This is a genomic window from Sphingobacterium composti (assembly GCF_009829075.1).
GTDB lineage: Bacteria > Bacteroidota > Bacteroidia > Sphingobacteriales > Sphingobacteriaceae > Sphingobacterium > Sphingobacterium composti.
Window position 1 is genome coordinate 1 of record NZ_WUQZ01000012.1, and the last position, 23,677, is coordinate 23,677.

11 protein-coding genes are annotated in these 23,677 nt (G+C 36.7%); all 11 read left to right on the forward strand.

The window, feature by feature from the left end; all coding sequences use genetic code 11:
* Positions 1 to 671 precede the first annotated feature (671 nt).
* The 11 genes from GOQ17_RS09340 (at position 672) to GOQ17_RS09390 (ending at position 23,665) form a co-directional block, all read left to right on the forward strand.
* Positions 672 to 3,983 carry a SusC/RagA family TonB-linked outer membrane protein gene (locus GOQ17_RS09340; RefSeq protein WP_159637078.1) on the forward strand — a complete coding sequence of 1,104 codons (3,312 nt, stop codon included), beginning with the start codon at positions 672 to 674 and terminating at the stop codon, positions 3,981 to 3,983.
* Between the two features lie 12 nt (positions 3,984 to 3,995).
* Positions 3,996 to 5,885 carry a RagB/SusD family nutrient uptake outer membrane protein gene (locus tag GOQ17_RS09345; protein WP_159637079.1) on the forward strand — a complete coding sequence of 630 codons (1,890 nt, stop codon included), beginning with the start codon at positions 3,996 to 3,998 and terminating at the stop codon, positions 5,883 to 5,885.
* A 38-nt stretch (positions 5,886 to 5,923) separates the two neighbouring features.
* On the forward strand, positions 5,924 to 7,111 hold the full coding sequence (locus GOQ17_RS09350) for a DUF5000 domain-containing lipoprotein (protein WP_159637080.1): 1,188 nt from the start codon (positions 5,924 to 5,926) through the stop codon (positions 7,109 to 7,111).
* 22 nt (positions 7,112 to 7,133) lie between these two features.
* The gene (locus tag GOQ17_RS09355) at positions 7,134 to 8,318 is read left to right on the forward strand and encodes a DUF4998 domain-containing protein (RefSeq protein WP_159637082.1); all 1,185 of its coding nucleotides are present in this window, start codon (positions 7,134 to 7,136) and stop codon (positions 8,316 to 8,318) included.
* Between the two features lie 402 nt (positions 8,319 to 8,720).
* Positions 8,721 to 11,876, forward strand: coding sequence for a SusC/RagA family TonB-linked outer membrane protein (locus GOQ17_RS09360; RefSeq protein ID WP_159637083.1), 3,156 nt, complete (start codon positions 8,721 to 8,723; stop codon positions 11,874 to 11,876).
* An 11-nt stretch (positions 11,877 to 11,887) separates the two neighbouring features.
* Positions 11,888 to 13,681: a SusD/RagB family nutrient-binding outer membrane lipoprotein gene (locus tag GOQ17_RS09365; RefSeq protein ID WP_159637084.1), complete on the forward strand. Its 1,794-nt coding sequence runs from the start codon at positions 11,888 to 11,890 to the stop codon at positions 13,679 to 13,681.
* A 339-nt stretch (positions 13,682 to 14,020) separates the two neighbouring features.
* Positions 14,021 to 15,256, forward strand: coding sequence for an exo-beta-N-acetylmuramidase NamZ family protein (locus GOQ17_RS09370; RefSeq protein WP_236537111.1), 1,236 nt, complete (start codon positions 14,021 to 14,023; stop codon positions 15,254 to 15,256).
* Positions 15,257 to 15,354: 98 nt separating this feature from the next.
* Entirely contained in the window at positions 15,355 to 18,810 is a 3,456-nt protein-coding gene (locus GOQ17_RS09375; protein ID WP_159637085.1) for a SusC/RagA family TonB-linked outer membrane protein, read from the forward strand.
* Between the two features lie 19 nt (positions 18,811 to 18,829).
* On the forward strand, positions 18,830 to 20,659 hold the full coding sequence (locus GOQ17_RS09380; protein ID WP_159637087.1) for a RagB/SusD family nutrient uptake outer membrane protein: 1,830 nt from the start codon (positions 18,830 to 18,832) through the stop codon (positions 20,657 to 20,659).
* 26 nt (positions 20,660 to 20,685) lie between these two features.
* A complete protein-coding gene (locus GOQ17_RS09385) occupies positions 20,686 to 22,110 on the forward strand; it encodes a DUF4623 domain-containing protein (protein ID WP_159637088.1) in 1,425 nt (474 codons plus the stop codon).
* Positions 22,111 to 22,195: 85 nt separating this feature from the next.
* Positions 22,196 to 23,665: a glycoside hydrolase family 10-like protein gene (locus GOQ17_RS09390; protein WP_159637089.1), complete on the forward strand. Its 1,470-nt coding sequence runs from the start codon at positions 22,196 to 22,198 to the stop codon at positions 23,663 to 23,665.
* The last annotated feature ends 12 nt before the right edge of the window (positions 23,666 to 23,677 follow it).

Below are 23,677 nucleotides of genomic sequence, written 5' to 3' on the forward strand. Positions count from 1 at the left end.
TCTCCGAAGAAGATTGTTTTTTGGAACAATGATATCGTACAATCCTGAATAAGAACTGAACTGTATTTTTTGTTGGGTAGAAAGCATCCTGATATCCGTTTAAGCTTAATTTAAGATACAAAAAAAAGAGTAGTAAATGCATTTTCTACTCCTTTTTTTTGGGGCCAAATATAAAAGGGGACTTTTTCAGTGCCCTCAGAATTTTATTCTGACCCTTTTTTTATTGGATTAAAAGATTGAATGCTCAATTTGGTGGGATTTATTCTGAAAAAATTTACAATAATGCATGTTTATTCGGTTTTTAAAAAAAAAATGAATAAACATGTTCTTTATTTAAATTTTATTTGCTATAATTGTTTTAGAATGGACCGTATTGATATTATTAACCTATGAATTTGTAGATACGTGCTTTCCAAAGACTAACTTTTTAACATACTACCATTATGAACAGAAATTTTCGAATTTTTAGGGCATTGCTCTATGATGGGTCGGCAGACCGTGAAACCTTATTACATGTATTTAATTGTGTTATTCCACATCTACAATTTACTGAGAAGTAAATATGATGAATTATTCCATCGTCATCAAACCTGATTATGGATTTTTATGGCATGGATCGTATTAATGATACTATCAAAAGGCCAATTTTACTAACCTATTAATATTTTCCAATGAAGAACAAGCTACGCTTATATCATTCTTTCATTGCTAAATTAAATGCTGCTCGGCATGGAATAATAACAGTATTGTATTACTCTAATTTAGCAAAATATAAATCGCAGAGAAATAGATTGCAGAAATCGCTCTATTTAACATTTCTTTTATTACCTATACTGCTATTATTACTATCAGCAATACCTAGTCAATCGCAAGCAGACAACAAAAAATCATTTGTTAAACAAGAAAAAATACAAGTTACTGGTCAAGTAACAGATTCTTTAAAAAATCCAATTGCGGGTGTTTCCGTTAAAGTAAAGACCGGATTAGAGACTTCCACGGATCAAAATGGTCGGTATGTAATTGTAATTCCAAAAGAAATTGTAAATAATGCTGTATTAACATTTTCATCCGTTGGTTTTCAAAATCTTCAAGTTCCAGTAGTTGACAAAGCGGTAATAGACGTAATGTTAGCAGAATCATCTCAATTGATTGGAGAGACAGTTGTAACGGCGTTTGGAAGTAAAGCAAAAAAAGAAGATGTAGTTGCCTCTATTACTACAATTAACCCATCTGAACTTAAGATACCGTCTAGTAATCTTACAGCTGCTTTGGCTGGTAGAGCAGCAGGTATTATTGGTTTCCAGCGGACTGGTGAACCAGGAGCTGATAATGCTGATTTCTTTATACGCGGAGTTACAACATTTGGGTATAAAGTGGACCCATTGATTTTGATTGATAACATCGAGTCAACGCCAACAGATTTGGCAAGACTTCAAGTTGATGATATAGAAAATTTTTCGATTTTGAAAGATGCCTCTGCCGCTGCGGTGTATGGCGCGAGGGGTGCAAATGGGGTATTGTTAATAACCACAAAAGAAGGTAAAAGAGAAAATTTAAATGTCTCGGTTCGTGTTGAAAATTCACTTTCGACTCCTACACGTCAAGTTGAATTAGTAGATCCAATCACTTATATGAAATTGGCGAATGAGGCTTTACTTGGTCGTGATCCTTTGACTAGAAGTCCTTATTCTATGCAACAGATTGAGTATACGCCTGAAGGTGGATCATTAGAATATCCTGCTGTAGATTGGCAAAAAGAATTGCTTAATAATTACGCATTGAATCAACGTGTAAATATGAGTGTGAAAGGAGGAGGAAGTATTGCTCAATATTTTGTGTCTGGTGCACTGAATCAAGATAATGGTATATTAAAAGTTCCGAAGGTTTCAAACTTCAACAATAACGTGAATTTGAAAACGTACAGTATGCGGAGTAATGTTAATATTAACTTGACACCTATTACGCAATTAAATGTACGTCTGAGTGGTACTTTTGACGATTATAATGGACCATTGCAAAGTGCCACTAAAGCGTATCGCGATATCATGCGTGCTGTTCCTACGCGATTCCAACCTTATTATCCACCAGGAGAAAATTACAAATATCTTCAACACATAATGTTTGGTAATGCAGATGAGGGCGGTTATCTGAATCCTTATGCACAAATGGTAAGAGGATATAGAGAATATAATCAATCTCGTATGCAGGCTCAATTGGAGTTGAATCAAAAATTGGATATGGTAACGGATGGTTTGTCCGCTACTTTGCGTGCTACTACGACTCGATATGCCTTCTATGAAGTGAGTCGTGCTTACAAACCTTTTTATTACAAATTAGAAGGTTTGGATGATAATAATAATTACAGATACAGCATTTATAATGAAGATGAGGGAACGGAATATTTAGATTATAGTCAAGGTGGCAAAGATGTTACATCTATTTTCTTTATGCAAGGTCTTGTAAATTATCAGAAAAAATTTGGAGATCATTCTTTTAATGGAATGCTGGTTGGTACAATGAATAGTGAACTCAATGGTAATCCAGGTAGTTTGCAATTGTCGTTACCTCATCGTAATTTAAACGTGGCAGGTAGATTTACGTATGGCTATTTAGGGAGATATAATATTGAAGCTAACTTTGGATACAATGGCTCGGAGCGTTTTTCAAAAGAGCATCGATTTGGATTCTTTCCATCTGTTGGGGTAGCGTGGCATGTGTCTCGAGAGAAATTTTTCGAACCATTAAACAATATAGTCTCAAATTTTAGATTGCGTGGTACGTATGGCTTAGTTGGTAATGATGCGATAGGCTCAGCAAGTCAACGTTTTTATTACCTTTCAGAAGTAAACATGAATTCTTCAGCGAGAGCTTGGACGTTTGGACCATCATTGGATGAGTCGCTAAATGGTGTAAGTGTTTCTCGATATCCTAATAGAGAGATTACCTGGGAAACAGCGTATAAGACCAATTTAGCAGTTGAGTTAGGGTTGTTTAATAACAAACTTGAGATTCAAGCTGACTTCTTCAAAGAGGACAGAAAAAACATTTTTATGCAGCGTGCTGACATTCCTTCTACTATGGGACTAGCAGCAGCAATTCACGCTAATATTGGTGAAGCGCAAGGGAAAGGTTTTGATATGTCTGCGAGCTATACAAAAAGTTTCTATAATGGATTATGGATTAAGGGTATGGCGAACTTTACATTTGCAACAAGTAAATTTATTGTTTATGAAGAGCCATATTATAACCATCCATGGTTGTTTAGAGCAGGTTATCCTATTAACATAGCAAGAGGGTATATAGCGGAGAGATTATTTATCGATGATGAAGAGGTGAGAAACTCCCCTGAACAACAATTAGGAGGTCAAGTAATAGCTGGAGATATTAAATATGTGGATGTAAATGGTGATGGACGTATTACATCTTTAGATATGGTTCCATTGGGATATCCTACAGTTCCCGAGGTCAATTATGGTTTTGGTATTTCGTTAGGTCATAAAAAATTTGATTTTTCTGTTTTCTTTCAAGGGTTGGGTAGAGAATCATTCTTCATAGATCCAAGAGCTACAGGTCCATTCAGAAGTTATGCATATTCTGGAGAGACATTGGCAGGTACGGTTCAGAATAATGTATTGCAGGTTTATGCAGACGATCATTGGTCAGTAGAAAACAGAGATGTATATGCATTATTCCCAAGATTAAGTTGGACATCAGGAAATCCAAATAATGAAGTTACTAGTTCATGGTGGATGCGTAATGGAGAATTCCTTCGTTTGAAACAGCTGGAGATGGGTCTTACATTTGATAAGAATGGAAGTAAATTCTTAAACAGAGTGAATGTAGGAAGCCTAAGATTGTATGCAAATGGTTTGAATCTGTTAACATTCAGCAGATTTAAATTATGGGATGTTGAAATGGCTGGAAATGGATTGGCATATCCAATTCAGCGTGTGTTTAATTTAGGTGTTAAACTTGATTTTTAATTTGGATTGGTCATGAAAAGAAAACTAAAAATATCAATATTGTTTCTTTCCTTGCAGGCGGTTATTGGCTGTAATTATTTAGACGTAGTTCCCGATAATGTTCCAACGATAGACAATGCATTTACCTTAAGAAGTGCTGCTAAGAAATTCTTATACACTTGTTACTCGTATTTGCCACAGCATGGGCAATTAACATCGGCTAGTGCTTCGTTTGCAGGTATTGAAATGTGGCCCTTGGCTTATAGCGAAAGTAATACTTCAAGATTTGTGCAAGGACAACAGAATGTTTCTTCTCCGTTATTAAATTATTGGGAAGGATTGAATGGTGGTAAGGATATGTTTCAAGCGTTGCGTGATTGTAACATTTTCTTAGAAAATATTCAAAAAGTACCAGATATGATGCAGCCCGAAAGAGATGAGTGGAGTGCAGAAGTAAAATTTTTAAAAGCATATTATACTTTTTTCCTTATGCAACTTTACGGCCCGGTACCGTTAATTCGTGAAAACCTGTCTATCGATGCTGGTATCTCTGATGTACGCGTAAGACGTGAGCCTGTAGATGTGTGTGTGGATTATATTGTTCAGCTATTGGACGAATCGCTAGAATATTTGCCCAATTTACCTACTCAACAGATAGATCGACCTAATTATGGCCGTGTTACAGCTATGATGGCTTTGGGGTTAAAGGCTAAAGTGTTGTCTACATCGGCTAGTCCATTATTCAATGGTAATACGGATTATTCCAATTATGTAGATAAAGTACACGGTCACTTGTTTAATCAAATATATTCTGCGGATAAATGGAAAAGAGCTGCTGATGCATTAAAAGTAGCAATCGACAATGCGAATAGCATTGGCATGGAATTGTATAAATTTCACCCAAACCCTTCTTTATCGTTGTCAGATACCATGATATATGAATTAAACATCAGAGAATCATTTGCAGCACGTGATCCAAATGGTGAGGTAATATGGCCAAATACGGCTGGTTTCGCTTTGCAAAGTGCACTAACACCAAGATCATGGAGTCCAGATTTGACAAGTACAAGTACAGCGGGAGCTTATGGTCCTACATTGAATATTGTTGAAATGTTTTATACAGACAAAGGCCTTCCTTTGGATAAAGATAAGACTTGGAATTATAACGAAAGATACGATTTAAAAGTAGGTGATGAGCCAAATAAAAGACATGTAAAAGAAGGTTATCAAACAATCAAACTACATTTTAATCGTGAACCTAGATTCTATGCAAATATAGGGTTCGATGGAGGGATTTGGTATGGTCAAGGTAAATATACGGATTTGGACAACTGGCATTTAGAAATACGAGGTGGAAGATATACATCCGTGCGTGAGACATCTGCACACTCTCCGACAGGATATTATCCGAAAAAACCTATTAATTATCAAAACTATTTGGAAGGATCTAGTTATTATGTAACTAGTTACCTATTTCCAAATTTGCGATTGACAGATTTATACTTATTATATGCAGAAGCATTGAATGAGTTTAGCGGTCCAAGTGCAGAGGTTTTTGAATATCTAAATGCAGTGAGAGATAGAGCAGGTATACCTACTGTACAAACTTCGTGGGATGAATATTCAACACAACCGGGCAAATATAACTCGAAAGAAGGTTTACGTGAGATCATTCGTCAAGAGCGTAGAATTGAGTTGAATAGTGAATCGCAAGTTTATTGGGATTTGTTACGTTGGAAGATGGCAGAAGATATTTTAGCTCAACCGATGTTAGGATGGGATAAAAGAGGTGTTACACCAGAAGAATTTTACAGAAGAACGGTTATTTATCAAAGAGAATTCAGAAAGAGAGATTATTTTATGCCAATTCGTGAATATGAATTACAACGTAATGAAAATCTATTACAAAGTCCAGGATGGTAATATGTCAATATTTTTTTTCTTATTAAATTAAAAATACTATGAAATTCATAAAGTTATTAACGCTTATACTTCCTTTTTTGCTGGCAATATCTTGCGACGAGGAAAAACATAAGCCCCTCTTTGAGGGCGACACACCAGATGCGATCAAAGATTTTAGCGTAGAAAATTTACCTGGTGCAGCCGCGATATCATTCAAATTAAATGATCCTCGCGCAGCGTATGTTAAAGCTGTGTACACCTTAGATGAAGGTGCTAAAAGAGAGGCAAGAGCTTCTAGATATGATAATGTACTCATGGTAGATGGATTTGCTGAAGAAAAAGCATATACAGTTACATTATATGCTGTTAGTAAGGATGAGAAAGAATCCACACCTACAATGGTGACAGTAAATCCTAATAAACCGCCTTTTGTAGAGGTTGTTGAGAAGTTGAAAATCGCTTCTGATTGGGGCGGAGGTAGAATAGAAGGTGAGAATCCTACTTCATCGAAATTGATGATCGGTATTTTGAAGAAAAACAAAACAACTGGAGCATGGGAAGATGTACAAGCTTTCTTCACAGAAAGTAAAAGTTTTGCATTTAATTTTAGGGGTTTATCTCCGGAAGAAACAGTTTTTGGTGTATATGTACGTGATCAATGGCAAAACTTTAGTGATACATTATCTTATACTTTCGCTCCTAGAGAAGAAATCAAATTACCATTGTCGAGTACTAATACAGCTCATTTTATTGAGATTGCTGGAGATTCCAAAGCTTCATCTACTACTTATGCATTGCGTAGGATATTTGATGGTGCTCGAGCAACTTGGGCTGATGGATATTATTCAGTAGCTGAAGCTAAATTTCCCAAATTTTTCACTATTGATATGTTGGCAAACTATCAATTGAGTCGATTTAAATATTGGCAAAATAATAACCTTTATTATCAATCGGGAAATGCTAAGCACATTCGTATTTGGGGCAACACTACGCCAAGTTCGGATATGAGTACTTGGACATTATTGGGAGAATGGGATAATTGGAGACCTTCTGGTAAATCGCCATCTTCAGGTAATGGTGGGCTTACAGAAGCTGATCTGGCTGCAGCTCAAATCGGTAATGATTTTGATTTCCCACTAGATATACCTGCTGTGAGATATATTCGTGTAGAGACAGTAAGTACTTGGGAGCCACGTACACAAGTTTATTATCCCGAGTTAGAATTTTGGGGAAGACAGATAAAATAGTGGAAACATAGAATATAAACAAATGAAAAAAATTAATATAAGTTATGGATTCATGATCGTGGCATTAGTGCTAATAATGTCGTGTACCAAGATGGATCATTATTATAAAGATTATGTCATAGAGCGGATTTATATTGGTAAGCCTGACTCAATATGGTTGCAGCCAGGAGATAAAAAAGTCCGCTTTGGTATCCGTACCCCTAAGGATGCAGAAGCAAAGGAATTAGTTGTTAAATGGAATAATGGTAGCGATTCTACATCTTTTGACATTAACCACAGTGTGACACAACAATATTTTATTGTAAATAATATAGCCGAAGGAAGTCACGTTTTTACAGCATATACCTCCAATAAAGATGGACTTCGCTCAGTACCTATGGAATTAAGTACAACGGTATATGGAGATGTATATCGTGCTAATCTTAACCCTAGAGAATTGAGCCATACAGTTAAATTTAAGGACTCCTTGGCTTTTGTTTGGAAAAAGATGATATCAGAACAAGTCGTTGGGATGGAAATCCAATATACATCTAAGAGCGGTGTTTCTTCTAAAGTTCTAACAAAATTTGCGGATATGGTAGATGTAGTCAAGGATGTCGATTTATCTAAGCCTATTATCTATCGTACAGCCTATAGCCCAGTCGCAAATACCTTTGAGTATTTTTATACTTCAGATAATTTGTTGGATATAGAGGCGACTAACCGTAATACGTTGACCTTGGTTAGTAGTACATATACTAATGCGGAATTCATTGATTTGAAATATATGCAATTATATTTGGAATCTGAAGTTAACGATCAACTTAAAAAGACGATAGATATTTGTTATACATTAGGCGCGGGTTCCCGTTCAAATTTCTTTACTATAAATGGGACTGGATTTTCAGCTTTTGCATCCGCATGGCAAAGTAATATTGACTTATGGCCTACAAGAAATGCGGGTTGGATGAAGTTGGATAGAACTGCTGGTGCAGTTACTAAATATAATGGACTAGACGAATTTAATCGTGATCAGCTTGTTGATGCATATAATAGCTCTACAGGAGCCGCAGTAAATAGAGTTCAATCTTTGCAGCTGAATGATATATTGTATATTTATTCTATCACGCGAAACATTTATGCAGCTGCAAAAGTATTATCTGTTCCTCCAGCAATTTCAGGTGTATATGGTACTATAAGTTTAGAATTTAAAGTTTCTCGACCATAAAGTAGTTATATGTATAACTTTACATTTAAAGCCCTTCATATACTGAAGGGTTTTATTTTTTTCATATTATTAATTTTGTCGAATAGCTCAATTTATTTGTAGGATAAACATGGTGTCTAACTCCTTTGCGTTTTGTTGCGGTGTTGTGACGTCTCAACTCTTAGCTATATTGTAAAACCAACTTTACAAGTGCGGTTTTATTCGTTGTTTTTTCAAAAAATTATAAATTATGCAGATAATTCATTAAAATTGTTGTAAGCATTGACAATTTAAGGTGTCTATTAAAAGTTATTAAACCTGTAAAGACATTACATATTTAAAAATTAATTCGGGAAGTGATTTTTTGATTATTTACTTCCAATATACTCCTATATTATATAATAATTATTAACTATCAAACGCATGAAAAGAAGATTACTTCTCACATTTTTCGGGGTAGCAGTATACGCATCCTGTTTGATGGCTCAGCAAAAGTCTGTTACTGGTAAGGTTACTAGCCCTTCTGGAGAGGCATTGAGCAATGTAACAGTTGAGGTTCAAGGGACGAATCGAACTGTCAAAACCAATCCTGATGGATCATTTACCATTCAAGCATCTCCTGGTGAGGTTTTATTATTTAGATCTTTAGGTAGTACAGAATTCACACAGGCTGTGGGTGTGGGCAATGTGTATAATATCACTTTGACGAGCTCAGAAGAAGCCTTAGAAGAAGTGGTAGTTACTGCACTGGGGATTCGTAAAGAGAAAAAAGCACTAGGTTATGCTGTGCAAGATCTTAAAGCTGATGAACTAATGAAAAACAAAACTGCTAATATTGTCAATTCTTTGGCGGGTAAAGTAGCAGGTGTTAACGTAACGCAAACATCGGGTTCAGCAGGTGCAGGTGCACAGATTATTTTACGCGGTGGTACATCATTAGAACGTGATAATCAGCCTTTGTTCGTAGTAGATGGAGTAATCTATGATAATTCTACGGTTTTGGGCGGGAATAGTGGATTTGATGGAGCGCAATCTGTTTCTTCGACGAACAGTAATCGTATAATGGATGTCAATCCAGAGGATGTAGAAAGTATGTCCGTATTGAAAGGACCTGCCGCAGCAGCTTTGTATGGATCTAGAGCTGCAGCAGGAGCGATTATAATCACAACTAAAAAGGGGAAAGAAGGAAGAGCAGAAGTAGCTTTCTCTTCTCGTGCTTCCACTAATTGGGTTAATCGCTTACCTGAACAGCAAAGTAAATATAAGCGAGGTTATTACAATGCTGCAGGAGTTTTGGACGATTATACAACACAATCATGGGGAGAGACTTTTGGTGCTAACGATGTGATGTATGATAATATTAAGAACTTCTTCGATAATTCGACAGTTTACGATAATACAGTAAGTTTGGCTGGAGGAAGTGCTAATACGACATTTTATGTTTCAGCGTCACGATTTGACCAATCCGGTATCGTACCTTCTACGGGGTATGATAAGACCACATTCAGATTTAATGGTGATCAAAAGTATGGTCGTTTGACTTTGGGGACAAATGTTGCATATTCATTAGCGAATACAGACAAAACATTAACTTCTGCAGGACTATATAATTCAGGTGGTACTGGAGCAATGAACTCTGTGTATCGTTGGTCCAGAAATGATGATATGACAAAATATCTGAATGAAGACGGAAGTAAGTATAGAATGTTTGGTGACAGACAGCGACTTGAGGACGACGTTGAGAATCCATATTGGACGATAAATAAAAATTTATTGGATGATCGAACTGAACGTTTCACAGCCAATTTGAACGCTAATATGAAATTGGCTGAGTGGTGGAACTTATCCTATCGTGTTGGAACAGATAGTTATTTGACTAGAAATAATACATTGGTTTCTCCAGGTGGTGCGGTAAGACCACAATGGCAAAATGGTATGATGTCAGCTAGTGATTACCGATTTAATTATTGGTCTTCTAATTTGATGTCGAATTTTGACAAAAAAGTCGGTGATTTTGATTTAGGTGCATTGATAGGTTTCTTCTCGGAGCAAACGAAAGTGAGCAATGAAAGAAGAGTCGGTTTTGATTTCGTGATCGATGACTTCTACAGCTTCGAAAATATAGTTGATGCGAATAAAAGATTTAATTCAACTGAGTCCAAGAGAAGATTATTTGGTTTGTATGGTGAGCTAAGAGCTGGTTATAAGAATATGCTTTTCCTGAATGTGACAGGTCGTAATGACTGGACATCTACCTTACCAGTGGAGAACCGCTCTTATTTCTATCCTTCAGTGGGCGGAAGTTTCGTGTTTTCAGAGCTAACAAAGGATGTTTCATGGCTTAACTATGGTAAGCTACGTGCGTCTTGGGCTAAAGTAGGTAAAGATGCATCTCCTTATTTGACAGTTACTACATTGTGGCCTTCAAGAGAGTTTTTAGGGGGATTAATCGGAACAGGTAATTATTGGAATCGTGGTAATCCAGGATTGAGACCCGAGACTACCACATCATTTGAAGTGGGTGCTGAATTAAGATTCTTAAATAACCGCTTAGGTATTGACTATACATATTATACGAACAATTCGTATGACCAGATTGTGTCTCCACGTATGGGTCAAACTACTGGATATATTTTGGTGTCTGTAAATGCCGGTGATATATATAACAAAGGTATGGAGTTAGCTTTAACAGGCAAGCCAGTTGTTACTTCTAATTTTACTTGGGATGCAACATTAAATATGGCTAAAAATCGAGGGACATTAGATAACTTGATAAAAGGTAACGAGATATTGTATGTTACAGATGTTCAAGTTGGTAATGCAAAAGCAGCTTCGTTCAATGGTGGTGATTTTATGGCGATATCGGGTTCAAGATGGACGCGTACTCCAGATGGAAAAGTGGTGTTAGATGCTAATACTGGAATGCCTACGAGTGATAATGCAACAACTTATCAAATAGGTAATAGAGAACCAAAATTAACTGGTGGATTTAACAATAGCTTGCAGTATAAAGATTTGAATTTCTCTTTCTTGTGGGATTTCAGAATCGGAGGCGATGTGTATAACGGTACAGATTACTTTATGACCGTTAATGGTATGAGTAAACGTACTATGGATAGAGAAAGCTTGACGATAAATGGTGCGGTGCAAACAGGCAATGTTGATGGTGTAGCGACTTATGAAGATCGTTCCTTTACATTTGAGGCAGATCAATTTTACATGATCAGAAATGTAAATACAAGTGGACGTAAAATTATACAAGATTATTATTCAGATTTTTACGTTAGAGAAAGTGCTAATTTTCAAACCAACACAAACTGGTTGCGATTAAGAACAGTATCACTATCTTATGATTTTACAAAATATGTCGCTAAAAATGCTTCACTGAATAGAATTGTGAAAGGTCTAACAGCTACTGCGCAGGGTACAAATTTATTATTATTCACAAATTATAAAGGTATGGATCCTGAAGCATCTGCGGCTGGTTCGGGTGTTGTTGGCTCTAGTTCGGTAGGTATTGATTTCAATGGCGTACCAAGCACTGCAGGTTTTATGTTTGGTGTTAACTTAAAATTCTAACAATTCGCATTATGAAACGTTTTAACAAAATTATATTATTCGTCTCTGCTATTATATTGTTTAATAGCTGTAAAGAAAGCTGGTTGGATATTAATGTTGACCCTAGTAATCCAACCAATGTAGTCGCGCCTGTTCAAAACAGGTTGCCATGGATGCAGCATCATTTATTGTATGCACATGCAGCAGCGGGGGTTCGATCTGCATTGATTACGCAGAATTTGACTTTTATAAAAAATACATCACAGCAAAGTATGTCGGCAGGTTGGGATCCTATCCAAGGAATGTCTACGACGCCATATCAGTTCTTTTTTGTGGCTGTGGGTTCAAATTTAGCTGATTTTGAAAAAGCCGCGGAAGCACAAGGGGCTTTCCACTATTTAGGAGCAGCGAAAGTTATTAGAGCAATGGGCTTTATGCTAATGGTGGATTGGTTGGGAGAGATTCCTTATACCGAGGCATTGGGCGAAAACATATCTCCTAAATTTGATGATGGAAAAACAATTTTCGAAGGTTGTATAAAAGATATCGATCAAGCCATCGCTTATTTTGAAATGACGCAAACAGCTGGAGCTACACCGTTGAGTGCGGGTGATAGTTGGAATGGAGGGGATGTAGACAAATGGAAACGTTTAGCCTATGGTCTGAAAGCGAGGTGGTTAAATAATCTATCAAAAAAATCTATTTATAATCCTGACGAAATCTTGGCTCTACTAGAGAAAGCTCCTAATAGCAATGCGACTAGTACTGTAGTCAATCATGTAGATGTTGTAGAGCCTGTTGGTGACGTCCTATTTGGTGATCCTCTAAAAGCTTCAGTAATGTTTTCTAATATGGGTATGAATACCAATTTTAGAATTACCAAATGGTATGAGGATATTTTAACTAATACTTCGGATCCTAACGTTGCAGATCCTCGAGCAGATAAAATGATTCCTTGGGCGCAATTTGGTAGTGGTAGTTTGCAAAATAAAGTATTCAAACGCTCAAAAGGTGTAGACATGAGTTCAGATATTCGCATGAATGGAGGTCCTATCACGTCTTCATTTAATAATAGTGCATCTGTATTGACATTGAATGCAGGTACAGCTTCGGAGCGTAAAATATTACCTTATTCTAATTACATCGGAGGCACGAATAGTGCACGATATGGCGATACTTTGTATGTGTCAACCAGAAGTAATTCAATTGGCTATAATAAAGCGGCAAATGATCAGTACGTTTGGGGAGATGGAAGTTCCGCTGGTACTAGTATCTTCAATGCAAGACCAGATGCTCCTACGTATGTAATGACATATGCGGAAATGTGTTTTATTAAAGCAGAAATCTATTTCAAGAAAGGTAACAATACACTTGCTTTCGAAGCATATAAGGCGGGTATAAAAGCACACATCGATATGATGAATGCAAAATTAACCGCATATGGTAATATTAATCCAAGCAAATCTCCAATGAGTGCTACTGCTGTTACAAACTTTTTAGAGAATGGTATAGGGGCTGCTGGGGATTTAACGCTTAATAAGATTATGACTCAAAAATACATTGCGATGTCTTATTCTCACCAAAATTGGAATGATATGAGAAGGTATGACTATGATAGTAATGTTTATTCGGGTTGGAAAGTTCCATACGAATATACAGTTACTGCGTCGGCTCAAAATAAAATTCCTTCGGGGACGCATTTTAGACGCGTAATGCAGGTAAATCATGAATTTAATTATAATGCAGAGAATGTTAAAGCCTCACATCCTCGTGCATTAAGTGATGATGTATGGTCTCAGCCAGTATGGTGGGATATTAAAGAATAATATTAATTATTTGGCATTCTAAAGGCCTCCTTTTCAGGGGGCTTTTTTATTCGAAAACGTTTGTGTAACACCAAAGTTACTGCATTGTGTTCAATTTACACTAAGTGATGCGAACAATCCGTATAAAACCTTGTTTTATCTCACATTATTAAGTGATATTAATAAAAAAAGGAAAGTTATGGTTGTTTTTACAACTATCATTTTTGTGCGTTTTGTTTGTTGATATCCGTTATATAGTTGAATAAATATGTGGCAATCTTGCTTTTTTGTGCGTTTTTATTGTAATTTTATGCCTGATAATCATATAGTGTAAATTATTAAAGAAGTATTGCAATTAAAATGATAAAAACCTCAATTCTGATTTCTGCGACAGTAATATGTTTGTCTCTGTTTTCTTGTGGTATGTGTAAGTCCTCAAAAACAAGTACAAAGCAAGTTTCTGCTGATCAAATATTGAATACAAGTAAGATTCTTCCTGGTGCTGATCAATTATCCGCTTATATGCCATTACTGAAAGGTAAGAAAGTTGGTTTAATGGGTAATCAGACTACTATTGTTGGCGAAAGTAAAGAACACTTAGTAGATGTGTTGCTTAGAGAAGGCGTGGATTTGAAGTTTGGTTTTGCGCCGGAACACGGGTTCAGAGGTACCATCGAACGTGGGGAAAAAGTTGATAATGATAAAGATACTAAAACTGGTCTTCCATTATATACTTTATACGGCGGTAACGAAAAGCAAGATTCAATTGTTAATTCTATTGATGTCATGATTTTCGATTTGCAGGACGTAGGTGCGCGTTTTTATACCTATATCACATCATTGCATCGCGTGATGGAGTTGTGTGCTAAACACAATAAAGAATTAATTGTATTGGATCGTCCAAATCCTTGTGGTGATCAAGTCGATGGACCAGTGCGCAAAGACGATAAATTCAAATCAAATGTTTCTTACCATAAAATCGCTATGGTGCATGGTCTAACTGTTGGCGAATTAGCCAATATGATCAATGGCGAAAAATGGTTAGAAAATGGTCGTCAATGCAAAGTCACTGTTATTCCCGTAGAAAATTGGGATCACTCTAAAATGTATGAATTACCTGTAATTCCTTCGCCATCATTACCAAATCATTTATCGGTACGTTTATATGCTTCTCTGTGTTTATTTGAAGGTACTGAGATTTCCGTTGGACGTGGTACAGATTGGCCGTTCCAAGTTGTGGGATATGATAATCCTGTATATGGAAAATTCACTTACAATCCTGGTGAAAAAGAAGGGATGGTAAAACATGTGGAGGGAAAAGGACAAACTATGTACGGTTTAGATTTGCGTGACCTAGACGCTGATAAGCAAAAATTTACACTAAAATATATTCTAGATTTTTATCAAAAAATGCCAGATAAGACAAAATTCTTTACGCGTGCTGATTTCTTTGACAAATTAGCTGGAACGGATGAATTGCGTAAACAAATTATAGCAGGCAAAACAGAAAAAGAGATTCGCGATTCTTGGGCTAAAGACTTAGCTGAGTATAAAGAAATGCGTAAACAATATTTGTTATACAAAGATTTTGAATAATCTACCTCATAAGAAAAACAAATGAAAACTAGGTTTGCCTATTCACACTTAGGCAAACCTTGAAATTATGATAATTCCATTTATTTAATATGCTACATATGAGAAATACATTACTATTCTCAATAGCATTAGGATTGACGTTTTCTGCTGAAGCAAATACTGCTAAGGTTGCTAATGTGAACAATCTTAATGCTGCTACTTCCTATTTAAATAGTAGGTTAGTTCAAAATTCTGTGCAGGGAACTGTTTCAGATGCTAGTGGTCCAATTCCTGGGGTCACAGTTTCTGTAGTAGGAGTGCCAGGATCTACAATTACAGATGTCAATGGTAAGTTTACGATTAACGCACCACTTGGTTCTACTATTAGATTTTCAAGTATAGGATATCTGTCTCAAGATGTTAAAGTAACATCAAACTCTATCAATGTTACATTGCAAGAAGAGGATAACTCACTAGAAGAGGTCGTTGTTGTAGGTTACGGTACGCAGAAGAAAGAACACTTAACAGGTGCAGTTTCTTCAATCAATGTTAAAGAAGTAATGGGATCTCGTCCCATACCAGATGCAGGTCGTGGTATGCAAGGAACAATTCCAGGATTATCGATTACCATTCCTTCAGGTGAAGTTGGTGCTGATCCTATCATGAAAATTCGCGGTCAAGTAGCTTCCATTGCGGGTTCAAGCAATCCATTGATTTTAGTAGATAACGTGGAGGTGCCAAGTATCAACTTGATTAATCCAAGTGATATAGAGAGTATTTCAGTATTGAAAGATGCAGCTTCATCTTCTATTTATGGTGCTAAAGCAGCTTTTGGTGTAATTTTGATCACTACTAAAAAAGGTGCTAATACAGATTCACAAAGTATCAGCTACACAAATAACTTATCCCTACAATCTCCATTCAAACCTATTGAAATTGCTGGGATTGATGGTTTAGAGTATACATTAGAGGCTCATGAAAATCAAGAACAACCAGGTCCTGCTGGAGGTTTTTGGCGTGTAAACCGTGAGAGCTTTGAAAAAATTAAGGAATGGCAACAAAAATATGGTGGTATAGTAGGTAACTATGATCCTGTAGTTTATGGTCGTGATTGGTATTATGATGGTGTGGATAAATTTGGTTTGAGATTATACGATCCAGCTGAAGTTATGATCAAAAATAATGCGTTTTCACATTTACATAATTTAGGTGTTAATGGTAAGTCGGGTAAAACTTCATATAACTTAAGTGCTGGTTATTTGGGACAGCAGGGTATGATGAAGCCTGCGCAGCAAGATGATTTTACACGTTACAATGGAACAATTAATTTGTCGACTAAAGTTTCAGATGCCTTGACAGTTCGTGGGGGAGCGATGTACTCTAATGGTACAAAACGTTATCCAAATTCTGCAACAGGCTTTACATCGGATCCATGGTTATATTTGTACCGTTGGTCTAGGTTATTCCCTATTGCTGCTCAAGAGCATGGAACAGATGTTAGAGATCCATATTTTGACACTAAAAATGCGCACACAGCTCATAAAATTGACCGTTATGTTAACTTAAACTTGGGAACTACCGTTAATATTTTGGATGGATGGGATTTGAATGCCGATTATGCATTTTCCACTCAAAATAATAGCAATAATACCTCTATGCCTTCATTTACTGGTGCATGGCATTGGTATGCCCCTGTAGCATGGAATGAAAATGGTAGTCAAGTCTATGTAGATGAAAATGGAATCCCTACAGATAACGGTGGTATTCCAGCTTACCGTTTCCCAGTAGAAACATATATTACAAAAGAACAATCAAATATTTATAAACAATCGTTGTTTTCTAAGAGACATACGTTCAATGCTTTCACTACTTACAACAAAATATTCAATCAAGATCATGATGTAAAAGTAATGTTGGGTACTAACGTAGTGGCATACAATTGGGATAGCCACTGGGCAAGACGTACTAATTTGATCAACGAGCAAAATCCACAATTTAATTTTGCAACAGGTGTTGAGACAAATGGTGCTGACGCGAATTGGGATTCTCAAGTAGGTTTCTTTGGTCGTGCTAACTACGCATATAAAGGTAAATACCTTGTGGAAGGTAACTTAAGATATGATGGTACATCAAAATTCCCGTCGCATTTACGCTATAGATGGTATCCATCAGTTTCTGCTGGTTGGGTAATGTCAAATGAAAGCTTCATGGAGAATATTTCTGATGTATTATCATTTGCAAAAATCCGTGGTTCGTGGGGTAATATCGGTGACCAATCGGTATCTAACTCGTTGTATGTTCCTACTATGGATATCGTTAAGAATAGTTGGTTAAATGGTTCTGGTCAGCAATTCTTCCAATTAGGAACTCCTGGATCAGTATCTAATTCAATTACTTGGCAAGATATCGAACACAGTAATATTGGTGCTGACTTACGTTTCTTCAATAAATTGGGGGTAGTGTTCGAATATTTCCAACGTAAAACAAATAATATGATTATCCCTGGCGAATCTTTGCCAGCAACATTTGGTGCTAGTGCTCCACAAGGTAACTTTGGTGCATTGCGTACTCGAGGTTGGGAGGTTAATTTAGACTTCAATCACCGCTTTGATAATGGATTGCGTATTACAGCTAATGCAAACTTAGCAGATGCGATTTCAGTTATTACAAAAGGTGCTGACTGGAATACACCTTGGGACAACCGTTTATTGAGTACAACTTATTCTACAGGTAGAACATACGGTGATATCTTTGGTTACGTAACGGATCGTCTTTACCAAGCTGGTGATTTCGCATATGATGCTAATGGCAATCATATCGTTACTACAATTATTCACGAAGGTAATGCTAGACAAACTAATATGCTAGCGGGTGATAACCCAATTTATCAAACACAATTCCAAACTGGTACAGCGAATTGGGGATATATATCTCCAGGTGATGTAAAATTTGTGGATGTTAACGGTGACGGTTATATCACAAATGGTAAAAACACAAATGGTGATCCAGGTGACCGCGTGAAAATTGGTAACTCCACTCCTCGCTATGAATATGGTTTCCGTTTAGGAGCTGATTACAAGGGCTTCGATATGTCTGTTTTCATGCAAGGTGTAGGTAAGCGTGAGATCTGGGGTGCTGGTCAGTTGGCGATACCAGGTTTCCACGTGAAAGATGGCGCAATGCCTCAAGCAATAGCTGAAGATTTCTGGAAAAAAGACCGTACTGATGCATTCTATCCAAGAGCATGGAACTTGAATGGCGAAGCTACAGGTCAGACTATGGTTCCTCAGTCGCGCTATTTGTTGGACATGTCTTATTTTAAAATTAAAAATATTACTGTAGGATATGCATTGCAACCTAATGTATTGAATAGAGTTCATTTGAAAAATGCGCGTATCTACGTGTCTTTAGAAAACTTTTTCTTGTTTGATAATCTTAGAGGTCTACCTATTGATCCAGAAACGATCTCTGGTAACGGTGGTAACTTGACAAGTGGAAATTACAACTTAGGTAGAACGGGTACAGGTAATCCATCATTCAAATCAGCTTCTTTGGGTATTCAAATCGGGTTGTAATTAATTAAGTAGAAACATTATGAAAATTAAATATAGCATAGCGCTTTTAACAGCGACATTGATGTTCTCGAGCTGTGAGAAGTTTTTAGACAGACCTCAGCTTACATCAGCAAATGACGACAATGCTTGGACTACAGAAGAGAATGTTCGTCTTTATGCAAATAAATTTTATGCGGGTTATACAATTGAAGGAGTCACTGTTCCTGGTCTTTTTGAAGGCTATGGTTCTGGGTTCAACTTAGGTAGTTCGTATTTATTATCCTTCAGTGATGATGTAGTTCGTCAAGGTAACCAAGGCGAATTCACTTTGGCTGTACCGAATAGTGCAATTTGGAGTTTTAGAAATATTCGTTCTATCAATATTATGTTAGATCGTATAGAGAGTAGAATGTCTACTGTGTTGAGCACAGAGGCATACAATCACTGGACTGGTATCGGTAAATTTTTTAGAGCGATGCAATATGCGGACCTAGTTACGACATATGGAGATGTTCCATATTATGATAAGCCAATATCGGATTCGGACTACGATGCATTATTCAAAGATCGTACACCACGTAATGAAGTGATGGATGCGGTATATGAGGATTTAAAATTCGCATTCGAAAATGTACGCCTGAATGATGGTGCACAAACTGTTAATCGTTACGTAGTAGCGGGTTTTATCACACGAGTAGCATTAACAGAAGGTTCTTGGCAAAAATATTATTACAAAGACAACGAGAGAGCTAAGAAATTTTTCGAGTTGGCTAAGACTGCTGGTGATTATGTGATTGCTAGCAATAAATTTGATATCGTTACTGACTACAGATCTCAGTTTACATCCGAAGATTTAAAAGGTAACAAGGATATGATTATGTACAGACAATACGATGAGGCTATAAATGTAAAACATGCCGTATTGTCAACTCATAATCTGGCTGATAATGTTACATACGGGGCTTCAGCAGATTTGTTAAAAGCATTTATCCTTAATGATGGTAAAGTGTGGCAGAATTCTGAATTGGAAAATGCTAAAGATTTTGCAACTACTGAACTATTCAAAACTCGTGACTCTAGGTTAGAGGCATCATTCCATAGTAAGCCTACGCCACGTAATAGAGGTTCGTTACTTTATTTAACGAAATTCTTACCTCGTGATGTAGAAGCACGCGTAGCTGCAGGCGGTGCTGCTGGTACTGCTTTTACAGGTGCTAATAATACGACAGATGCTCCTGTGTTACGTTATGCTGAGGTGTTACTAAACTGGATAGAAGCTAAAGCAGAGTTAGCGACATTGGGTGGTGCTGCCGTAACACAAGGCGATATCGATCAGTCAATCAACAAAATTCGTAATAGACCATTAGCTCCAGAAGCCATAGCAAAAGGCGTAGTAAAAACAGCTCCAATGTCATTAGGTACATTGCCAGTAGATCCTGAAAGAGACGTAACTGTTAGTGCATTGATTTGGGAGATTCGTCGTGAACGTCGTATGGAAATGACATTTGAGTATTCACGTATCGAAGACCTAAAACGTTGGTCAAAATTAGATTACATGGATACGGATGCTAATCCTGATTTATTAGCTGGTGCTTGGGTAGATTTCCCTACACAATTACCTGATGAAATTAAAGATGGTTTGTCAGTAGTAAAATTAAATGGTCAAGTGGAAGTTTACAATGCACTAACTCCTGGTAGCAAGGAAAAGATGGTAGGATTCTACCGTAATACTGCAACTAGAGGAAGACAAACTTTCTTAGGATTAGGTAACGTAAATCCTTATTTATCACCAGTAGGCAGAAATCAAATTAATGAGTATGCTTCTCGTGGTTATGTGTTATCGCAAACAGAGGGTTGGCCTCAGAATTAATTACGAATTCAGTATAGAATAGATATATGAAAAAGATTTTAAAAAGTTCTATAGGTTTTATGTTGTTGGGCTTAGTTGGCCTAACAACAATTACCTCTTGCTCTGAAGATTTTCCGGGCAATGTAGAATCAGATAATTTTACAGATTTAAAAGAGATCCGTATTGTAAATGCCGGTCCTGCTGGTGATCAGGTACTAGAAGGTGAAATTAATGAATTGACAAAAACAATTAAATTTCCTCAATTAGACACATTATCAGATTTACAAAATGTAAAATTTGAAGCGGTATTGTCTGATGGAGCTAAATTAGAAAAAGATGTTTTTGCTCTTCCGTATACTACAGGCGAAACGCAAAAGGAAGTTTATTTAAAAGTTGTAAACTCACCTCGCTTCAAAGAGTACAAAGCTATTGTGAGATACAATGTGGTATTACGTGGTATCAATCTAGAAACAACTGAAGTTTACGATTACTCGTTAAATCCTTTTGGAAATCCTATGTATCCTTCATTTGCAACAGCCAATACTAGAGGTACAGGTTTCGATGGAAATTATGTTTTAGTAGCAGAAAGAAGTGGTGTAGGTTTACATTTGTTAGAAGTTGCTAAACTGAAGCAAAATATTGTCGAGCCAATCCTATTAAATACCGAAGGTGTGACGGGGGGAACATTCCCATATAGCATGGCTGCTCAGATTAATGGACATTCATATGTAGCTAATTTATCAGGTCCTTTGAAAATTTACCATTGGGCTAATCCATCTGATAAACCAGATGTTATTGCAAATATTGCTCTTGGTGACTTTGGGTTAACAGCTAGACACGGCGATGCACTTTCAGTTGATCTTGATGATAATGGAAATGGTTTTGCTTATACAATGTCTGGTGATGGTAACATAATCCGTGTTAAAATAACAAATTACAAAGACGGATCTGATGTCACAGTTATTAAGCCAAGAATTAACTATGAGCAATGGGGACATTATTCGCATATCAAAGGAACTGAGGATTATATGATCTCTGGACATAGTCAAGCTCCTTCTTTGGTAAACAATGCAGGTTCAATATTGTATACTTTAGGAGCTAATACACTTCCTAGAAGTATTTCTGATATTAAGATTTTTACCTTTAATGATCAGCGATATTTATTAGGTATTACAGTTCCAAGAAATGCACCTACTACAGGAGCTGATTTGAAGCTGTATAATATCACTAAGGGAGAAACCATTGTTGACGCATTGACTGCCTTGGATCAGTCAGCAGTCAGCGGTAAGAATGCTCCAGCAGAGTTTTCGTACAATATTTTGACGGGTGTAAATATTAATCCAGGTACACAAGCAGGATATCATATTGTAAAAGATGCAGATGGTAAGGATTCAAAATTAATGATCTATGGTGCTACTACAACAGGTGGTTTTGCAATCATTGAATTTGATGCTCATATCAACGACTTATAATATTAATTATTAATATATAAAGGGCATCTTAACTTATACTCCATAAGTAAGATGCCCTTTTTTCTGACCATTATAAATATTTTCAATGAAAAAGATATCAATTTATGCTTTAATATTATTTGCTTCAACATTATTATTTAATGCATGTAGTAAAGATTCTGATACTCCCGGTGTAACTCCAGATCCTACACCCAGTCCTAATCCGCCAACAACAGAATTGAAGTTGCCGCGTAAGGAGATGCGGGCAGCTTGGGTTGCTACCGTCTGGGGTATAGATTGGCCAACATCCAAAGAGATGGCCGCACAGAAAAAGCAATATACCGATCTGTTGGATAGATTGAAGCAATTGAAATTTAATGCCGTTATCGTACAAGTACGCGGTATGGGCGACGCCTTTTACAATTCGCCTTATGAACCTTGGAGCGGTAATATCACAGGTACTCGTGGTAAGGACCCAGGCTATGATGTGTTAAAATTTATGTTGGATGAAGCTCATTCACGAGGTATCGAATTTCATGCTTGGATCAATCCTTACCGTATTGCCACACGTGCTAGCACTGCTACTGCTTATCCTACATTGCATAGTTCTGTTCCAGCGAATTGGGTGGTGGATCACGAAAAGATTCAGATTTATAATCCTGCATTGCCAGAAGTAAGACAACGTCTGTCGGATATAGTTAAGGATTTGATTACAAAATATAATGTGGATGGCTTGCATATGGATGATTATTTCTATCCAGATCCATCAAGTGCGGGTACGATGAAATCGGACGATGATGATTTCAATAAATTAAAAGGAACATTTACAGATAAAAATGCATGGAGACGCGATAACGTAGATAAAGCGATAGAATTAATTTTTAATACTATTAAAACTCATAAGCCAGAAGTTGTATTTTCAATTTCTCCAGCCGCGAGCAGAAGTTACAATTATAATACATTATATGCAGATTTGCCGAAATGGACACAAGCAGGCTGGGTTGATATTTTGATTCCTCAATTGTACCAAGAGATAGGGAATTCATCAAATCCTTTTGAACGGAATTTGGCAGATTGGACACAGTTTAGAGGCAAAGCTCAAGTTGTCATTGGTCATGGTTACTATAAATTCGGTGCTGCAGATGGGGGAGCGAAGTTTCAGAATGTACAAGAGTTGGTAAACCAATTCAATCTGGTTCGAAACAACAGGTATACAGTCGGTTCTGCTATATATTCCTCCAGAGATATACTTGCGAATAGAATAGGTATTACCAACAAATTGGCTGAATTGTATGCCAAAGATGTGCTAATGCCATTTGCTGGACGTGAAGTCGCAACTGTGCCTGTAGCTCCGACTAATGCAAAATTGATTGGAAATGAATTGAGTTGGACTGGTTCAGGTAGTAATATTCGTTTTGCGGTATATTACTTTAGTAGTTTGACAGCAGAAGGAGAATTGGTAGGCGTGACATCATCAAATAAGATGACGGTAACAAAAAATGGACATTATTGTGTTACGGCATTGAATGTAGATCACGTCGAAAGTAAAGCTTCGAATACAATAGAGAAAAAATAATAATTTAAAAAA

Bases quoted from the DNA above. Each gene is read 5' to 3' on its own strand.
- GOQ17_RS09340 (WP_159637078.1), top strand. From the start codon at position 672: ATGAAGAACAAGCTACGCTTATATCATTCTTTCATTGCTAAATTAAAT.
- GOQ17_RS09345 (WP_159637079.1), top strand. From the start codon at position 3,996: ATGAAAAGAAAACTAAAAATATCAATATTGTTTCTTTCCTTGCAGGCG.
- GOQ17_RS09350 (WP_159637080.1), top strand. From the start codon at position 5,924: ATGAAATTCATAAAGTTATTAACGCTTATACTTCCTTTTTTGCTGGCA.
- GOQ17_RS09355 (WP_159637082.1), top strand. From the start codon at position 7,134: ATGAAAAAAATTAATATAAGTTATGGATTCATGATCGTGGCATTAGTG.
- GOQ17_RS09360 (WP_159637083.1), top strand. From the start codon at position 8,721: ATGAAAAGAAGATTACTTCTCACATTTTTCGGGGTAGCAGTATACGCA.
- GOQ17_RS09365 (WP_159637084.1), top strand. From the start codon at position 11,888: ATGAAACGTTTTAACAAAATTATATTATTCGTCTCTGCTATTATATTG.
- GOQ17_RS09370 (WP_236537111.1), top strand. From the start codon at position 14,021: ATGATAAAAACCTCAATTCTGATTTCTGCGACAGTAATATGTTTGTCT.
- GOQ17_RS09375 (WP_159637085.1), top strand. From the start codon at position 15,355: ATGAGAAATACATTACTATTCTCAATAGCATTAGGATTGACGTTTTCT.
- GOQ17_RS09380 (WP_159637087.1), top strand. From the start codon at position 18,830: ATGAAAATTAAATATAGCATAGCGCTTTTAACAGCGACATTGATGTTC.
- GOQ17_RS09385 (WP_159637088.1), top strand. From the start codon at position 20,686: ATGAAAAAGATTTTAAAAAGTTCTATAGGTTTTATGTTGTTGGGCTTA.
- GOQ17_RS09390 (WP_159637089.1), top strand. From the start codon at position 22,196: ATGAAAAAGATATCAATTTATGCTTTAATATTATTTGCTTCAACATTA.